Source organism: Tuberibacillus calidus DSM 17572 (assembly GCF_000430685.1).
Taxonomy (GTDB): domain Bacteria; phylum Bacillota; class Bacilli; order Bacillales; family Sporolactobacillaceae; genus Tuberibacillus; species Tuberibacillus calidus.
Map to the genome: position 1 here is coordinate 37,222 of NZ_AUMM01000032.1, position 6,548 is coordinate 43,769.

Annotated in this window: 6 protein-coding genes; 2 read left to right on the forward strand and 4 right to left on the reverse strand. The window is 40.9% G+C overall.

Annotated features, from left to right (window positions below; genetic code table 11):
• Nucleotides 1-150: 150 nt before the first annotated feature.
• Complete coding sequence (locus tag H532_RS0109415; RefSeq protein ID WP_342662297.1) at nt 151-1,341, forward strand: ROK family protein; 1,191 nt, start codon at nt 151-153, stop codon at nt 1,339-1,341.
• A 96-nt stretch (nt 1,342-1,437) separates the two neighbouring features.
• Here the strand turns inward: H532_RS0109415 and H532_RS0109420 are convergent, their stop codons facing one another.
• Nucleotides 1,438-3,048, reverse strand: coding sequence for a glycoside hydrolase family 43 protein (locus H532_RS0109420; RefSeq protein WP_027725283.1), 1,611 nt, complete (start codon nt 3,046-3,048; stop codon nt 1,438-1,440).
• Nucleotides 3,049-3,130: 82 nt separating this feature from the next.
• Between H532_RS0109420 and H532_RS0109425 the strand changes: the two genes are divergently transcribed.
• Nucleotides 3,131-3,772 (forward strand): YesL family protein, encoded by a 642-nt coding sequence (locus tag H532_RS0109425; RefSeq protein WP_027725284.1) that lies wholly within the window; start codon nt 3,131-3,133, stop codon nt 3,770-3,772.
• On the opposite strand, the gene H532_RS0109430 is transcribed toward H532_RS0109425, so the two are convergent.
• The 3 genes from H532_RS0109430 to H532_RS0109440 are packed head-to-tail and all read right to left on the reverse strand — an operon-like array spanning nt 3,773 to nt 5,913.
• Nucleotides 3,773-4,432, reverse strand: a complete 660-nt coding sequence (locus tag H532_RS0109430) for an SGNH/GDSL hydrolase family protein (protein ID WP_027725285.1) — start codon at nt 4,430-4,432, stop codon at nt 3,773-3,775.
• A gap of 3 nt (nt 4,433-4,435) precedes the next feature.
• A complete protein-coding gene (locus H532_RS0109435; RefSeq protein WP_342662298.1) occupies nt 4,436-5,071 on the reverse strand; it encodes a polysaccharide deacetylase family protein in 636 nt (211 codons plus the stop codon).
• Between the two features lie 32 nt (nt 5,072-5,103).
• Nucleotides 5,104-5,913, reverse strand: coding sequence for a carbohydrate ABC transporter permease (locus tag H532_RS0109440; protein ID WP_425426258.1), 810 nt, complete (start codon nt 5,911-5,913; stop codon nt 5,104-5,106).
• Nucleotides 5,914-6,548: the final 635 nt, after the last annotated feature.

The window sequence follows — 6,548 nt, forward strand, 5'->3', positions numbered from 1 at the left end:
TTTCTTCCTTACTTGACTAAAAGTATAGCACCTTAAACATTGTTTGTCTATTAAACAAACAATGTTTTATAATAAAATTATTCTGTTCACTGAAAATATTTTTTAATAAGGAATAATAAATTAGGGTAATATACATCTAGGGGGGATATGATGCGCCAAACCGGAAATCATCAACTTGTGAAAAAAATTAACAAGACACTTGTACTTAATATGATAAAAGAAAACGGGCCGCTTTCCAGAGCCACTGTTGCTCATAAACTTGGCTTAAATCGTGCGACGGTATCTTCTTTAGTGAGTGAACTCATTGATGAAAAGCTTGTATATGAGAGCGGTATCGGCGAATCAAACGGTGGTAGACGCCCGGTAATGCTGTTATTTAACAATTTGGCAGGATATACAATTGCAGTCGACGTTGGTGTGAATTATATACTTGGCGTTTTAACCAACCTAGGAGGAAAGATTATTCAAGAAAAAAATATACCGATTAAGGATACGTCTTACCAGATTGTGGTCTCCCAAATAAAAAATATAATCCGCTTCCTTATAAAAGAAATGCCAGACAGCCCATATGGCCTTTTAGGAATAGGGATCGGTGTCCCTGGGGTAGTAGATACAGAGGGAAAGATTTTAATTGCTCCAAACTTAGGTTGGCGTAACGTTACTTTCAAAAAGGAACTCGAGAAAGAATTTAATACGGAAGTTATCATTGAAAATGAGGCTAACGCCGGGGCATATGGTGAAAAAAAATGGGGCATTGGGCACAAAGCTTCTGACCTCATTTATTTAAGCATTGGCATAGGGATCGGTACCGGGCTTATTATTAAAAATGAATTATATCGCGGAATAAATGGGTACGCTGGGGAATTAGGTCATATGATTATCGATATTAACGGTCATAAATGCCGTTGTGGGAATTATGGATGTTGGGAACTTTATGCTTCCGAAAATACACTTTTAAAAGAAGCTCGGGATCTCTCCTATTTTAAGAATAAACACGCCGAACCGACCCTTGAACTTTTAATGGCACTTGCAGAACAAGGAAATGAAGAAGTGATTGCCCTCTTTAGTGAAATTGGGAAATATTTAGGAATTGGAATCACAAATATTATTAAATGTTTCAACCCAAAACAGATTATTATTGGTAATCGCTTAGCATTAGCAAAAAAATGGATTCAAAAACCCCTTTCTGACGTGCTGTCAAGTTATACCTTAAAATTTTATAAGAATGATTTAAATATCGAATTTGCTTCTTTATCACCTTATTCGGCTTCTTTAGGATTATCATCTTTTGTCATTGAATCATTTTTAAAAAATAATTCAGTGATGCCTAATCCTAGCTAGCATGCAAAAAAGCTGAGGTTGTCATAAGACTTACTCAGCTTTTTTCCTAAGCGCTTCATTTTTACGATGGCATTCCAAAAGTTTAATCCATATCGGTTAATCGTTTTCTTTATAAATAAAATAATCAAAATCAGCGGGTAGGTTTTGTCCCGTTAGATCACGACAATGCAGCCCGACAAAAGCCCCCGTGAAAAATCCGCCGCCACGGACATAATCATCCGATAATTTATAAGATTCATAGATAACCGGAATAACATTCCAGTCCTTGCCGTTAAAGGAATAAGAATATTGATAGACGTCTTTTTTAACATCAACACGCATATAAACATACTCAATATCTTCGGGAACGATAATTTCCTGACCGCACAAGGGTTGGTCAAACACACCGTTTTCCGAAGCCATTAAATCGAGGATTCTTCCTTTCTTTTCATCCCAAGTCAATTGAAGGATCGTCCAATTTTCGGTATTATAATAATTCACAAGCCCTGCGCCTTGTTGGAAAAAGTTTGGTCTAAAATCAACCTTTGTTTCCGCTGTAAAATAGAAACTTTGCCAACGTCTAGCTACAAAAGACTGGGTAAACTTTGACGTTAGCGATTCTCGGCCATAGAGGCGTAAATGACCCGGACGGTCTTCCAATGAAAGAATGTCCTTTCCCAATGGAATGCGTAACGTTTGGAAATGCGGATTTAAAACGCCTTGGTCAAAATCGTCTTTTTCCACTTCATCATGTTCCCAAGGTACTTCTTCCATTTTTGGTCCATCAATCATTAAAGAAGGTTCATTTCCGCCAACAATATACGGCCAATCATTTTTCCATTCTAAACGTTGAATGGCCGTTTCTCTTCCCAATGGACAATACCCACGGTCATCTAAAATAGGTTCACTATTTCTAAAAATAGGGCGTCCCACCAAATGAACAAAAAACCATTCGTCGGTATGTGTATGTACAATTGAACCATGGCCGGCTTTCTGCAATGGGTTATTGGGATTCTTCCAAGATGATAATAGTGGGTTGTCAGGGTGTAACTCATATGGTCCTGTAATATTCTTAGAGCGGGCCAATGTCGACTGATGATTGTAACGGGTTCCCCCCTCAGCTGTTAATAAATAATAGTAACCGTTGAATTTATAAATTTGCGGCGCTTCTGTAATTTTTATTTCTGTTCCTTTAAAAATGATTTGGGGCCGTCCGATCAGTTTTTGGCTAAAAGGGTCATATTCTTGTAAAAGAATCCCATAAAAAGGATGTCGGCCGAAGCGGTGATCCCAACACATATTCAACAAATATTTTTTGCCATCGTCATCATGAAATAATGAAGGATCAAACCCTGAACTGTTAAGATATACAGGATCAGACCACTCTCCATCAATGGTCTCACATGTTACCAGGTAGTTATGACAATCTTTCCAATGGCCGTCAACCACTTTAACATCCGTATAAATAAGCCAAAATCTACCGTCGGCATAGGAAAGATGCGGCGCCCATACACCTCCCGAATCCGGATTTCCCAGCATGTTAAGCTGGCTCAAGCGATTTAAAGGAGTTGCGGCAAGTCGCCAGTTTTTCAGATCCTTTGAATGATAGATTCTTACCCCAGGAAACCATTCAAAAGTCGAAACCGCAATATAGTAATCTGTATGAACCCTGCAAATACAAGGATCAGGATGAAACCCTTTTAAAATTGGGTTTTTGATCTTAAACATGATAACGCTCCTTCCACATAAAAGGTATAATAAAATTACAGCTTACTATCGTCCGCATCCATCTTCACTGTGGAGGTATATGATGAAAGGTATCGCAAATCGGCTTTACGGCTTGGCTGAATGGATTTCCTATCTGGCCTATCTTAACTTCCTTTGGTTCATATTCTGCCTTTTCGGCTTGGTGATTTTCGGTTTTATGCCTGCGACGGTTACCGTTTTCATCATCCTTCGAAAACGATTAAGACATCAAGGGGATCTCCCGGTTTTCAAAACGTTTTTAAAGACATACAAAGAGGAATTTATAAAAAGCCATCTCGTCGGCATCCCATTGGTCATTCTTTATGCTTTTATCTTTATTGATTTGATTTATCTTAGATCCGTTGCAGGGACGGGACCAATGTTTATTCCGATATACTTCATATTGTTGGGAACCGTACTGACCACTCTATATGTTTTTCCGGTCTATGCACATTATGATCTTAAGGCTTTGACCGTTTTAAAGAACGCCTTCTTAATGATGCTCATCCATCCGCTAAACAATTTATTTATGGTTATCATTTTAGTGATCACGTTTTTTGTTATGAAAAATTTACCCGCATTGGTTGTGTTCTTCGGGGTGAGTTTTCCGGCTTTAGTCATCATGGCATCTTGCTATGTAGCCTTTCAAAAACTGGAAAAAGGAAGGAAACGAGAAAACGATAACGCTAGGCACCTTCCCGAATGATTAAAAGGATTTTTTCCAATCAAATCCAATTTGGTTCAAAAAGGCCCGGGCGATAACCATATGACCAGCTGTGTCAGGGTGAACCCTGTCCCAGGCCAGGCTTGTTGAATGAAGAGTTTTTAACACTTGATCAAACGCCGCTTGGGTATCGATGATCAGACAGTTTGTCTCTTTGGCCAGGCGTTTCACCACGTTGCCGTATTGGTCCATCGTCCGGCGCATCGGGTCATTTTCATTACTTTCAATAAAAAAAGGGGTCATGAGGATGATGCCTGTAACAAATGGCTTTGTCTCGGTCACAAGCTGACGAAGGGTCTCTTCATATTCATCAATATACACGTGCTTTTCTTTATGGAATGGTGAATCAAATTGCCGCCAGACATCGTTAATCCCAATCATTATTGATACCCAGTCCGGTTTTTGGGCCATCACATCGGTCGGCCATCTCGCTTTTAGATCGCGAACGGTATGGCCACTGATCCCCATATTTACGACCCGGATTTGTCGTTCGGGATAAACGGAACGCAGCAATCCCTCAACGAAAGCCACATACCCTTTACCCAAGTCATCAGAAGATCCTTCCCCAACGGGTTTGGTTCTATCACAATCGGTAATGGAATCACCGATAAATAATAATTTGCTTCCTTTTTCTAAGATCATGGCTTAATCCTCCGTTGATTCGGCCATTTTTAAAAGTTCACTGACAGTCACTAAATGATAGCCTTCTTGAATTAACTGGGAAACGAGTTGACGGACAGCTTCGACCGTTTGTGAGCGGTCTCCATACCCGTCGTGAAAGATTAAAATACTTCCATTTCTTATATGACGCCTCGTTCTTTCTAAAATAAATGAGGTCCCAGGTTGACGCCAATCAAGAGCATCCACATTCAATGCCCCTATAGGTTTATAACGAAGACGGCTAAAAATGGCTTCTCTGTGGTCATCCCATGCTAAATATGGCGGACGCAATAGAGTCGGTTTATACGAAACAATTTCTCTAATCAACCGGCTCGTTCTTTCAATCTCTTCCACACTCCGGGTCTCATTCAATTCCGTTAATTTTACATGGCTGAATGTATGATTCCCAATTTCATGACCTTGGTCAGCCACCGTTTTTACGAGAGCCGCCTGATTGATAATTTGTACGCCTACCATAAAAAAAGTAGCCTTCCCGCCGTAGGTTTTAAAAATCTCCAAAATCTGTGGCGTGTAAACTGAATGCGGGCCATCATCAAAGGTCATTGCTATGGCTCTTTTTTTGGTCTTCACTTCGTGGATCAAGGGCATTGCCGTCACCATCACTTTATTTCATTTCGCTGGTCAACAATGTCTTATCCCTTCACCGAACCCGCCGCCAAGCCTTCTATAATCCGGTCACTCAGGAAAATATAAGCGATTAAGATCGGCAAAATGCTAATGACTAACGTTGCCCCGATGGCTCCCCAATCGGTTAAGTATTGTCCGACAAAATTATTAACACCAACCGTTAACGTCTTCCATTTCTCCGAATTGATAAACGTGTTGACAAACACGAATTCATTCCAATTGTAAATCATGTTAATAATAGCGGTCGTTGACAACACCGGAGCGGTCATCGGAAGGGTGATTCGGAAAAATAACAGGTGAACGGAACAACCGTCCATAATCGCCGCCTCTTCGATTTCCCTCGGCAAGCTTTTATAAAAGCCTAATAAAATCATGACCGTAATCGGCAAATTAAAGGTCACATAGGAAATGATGATGGACAACGGATTATTAATTAAATGGGCATGGTTAAAAATGTTGAATAAAGGGATTAAAGTTGAATGCAGAGGAATCATGTAGGCGGCCATGAACAAGGCCAAGATGAAACCTTTTAATTTCCACTGCATGCGGGTCAGGGCAAATGTGACAAAGCTAGCCAAAATCAAAGTCAGTACGACCGCGACAATGGTATACCACACGCTATTAAAAAAGTAACTTTTAATATTCCCAGTCGTCCAAGCGTCAACATAATTCGACCATTGCGGATGTTTAGGTAAAGCAAAAGGGCTCATCCCAAAGACTTCTTGATTGGTTTTTAAAGATAGTTCAAACAACCATATGAGTGGGTAAATTTGTAAAATGGCAATGGCTATTAGTACGATATATAACAGACCCATCCCGGCTTTTTTTAATGCTGTCGGTTTTATTCGTTTAGGTGCAGGTAAAACAGGAGTGGATGACATATCTACCTTTGCGGTTTCCATTTGATTCATGGCCTTCACCCCTCGTATAATAAGTTTCAAATCCATGGTTGATGTCAATTTCCAGTTCATTATTGCACATTGACAAGTGAATAGAGATTTTTGTCTTCCGGGCGAGCCCGGAAGACAAATTTCGGACTTGGACGCTTCGCGATATTCCCGGATAATGGTCTTAGGATCGTTTGGGTCAATGCTTATCACCCCTGTAGCGATGACTACTGAGTAAGTCTGCATCCCCAGGTTCTTGCCTGAACGTCTAACCCGTAGGCCGTTCCTCCGGATCCCCGTGCTGGAAATGAGCAGTTCCAGGCAGCCCACGGACCGGATGAGTTCTCATACGCGAGGCTGATCGATCGGCAAGCCATCTGGGGATATCCCGAAGCGTCCGATGCCATCGATCCTAAAACGGAGAGGAGGAAGCGACATGCCCTTATTTGTCGGTATTGACGTGAGCTCTAAAAACCTCGAGGCCTGCCTGATGGATGCCGCCGGGGAAACGTTGGTCACTCGAACGGTCACCAACAATTTTCCCGGTGCTTCGGAATTGAAAG

What these genes read in the sequence shown, in the direction of transcription:
- H532_RS0109415 (WP_342662297.1), top strand. Translation starts at nt 151, where the DNA reads ATGCGCCAAACCGGAAATCATCAACTTGTGAAAAAAATTAACAAGACA.
- H532_RS0109420 (WP_027725283.1), bottom strand. Translation starts at nt 3,048, where the DNA reads ATGTTTAAGATCAAAAACCCAATTTTAAAAGGGTTTCATCCTGATCCT.
- H532_RS0109425 (WP_027725284.1), top strand. Translation starts at nt 3,131, where the DNA reads ATGAAAGGTATCGCAAATCGGCTTTACGGCTTGGCTGAATGGATTTCC.
- H532_RS0109430 (WP_027725285.1), bottom strand. Translation starts at nt 4,432, where the DNA reads ATGATCTTAGAAAAAGGAAGCAAATTATTATTTATCGGTGATTCCATT.
- H532_RS0109435 (WP_342662298.1), bottom strand. Translation starts at nt 5,071, where the DNA reads ATGGTGACGGCAATGCCCTTGATCCACGAAGTGAAGACCAAAAAAAGA.
- H532_RS0109440 (WP_425426258.1), bottom strand. Translation starts at nt 5,913, where the DNA reads ATGGGTCTGTTATATATCGTACTAATAGCCATTGCCATTTTACAAATT.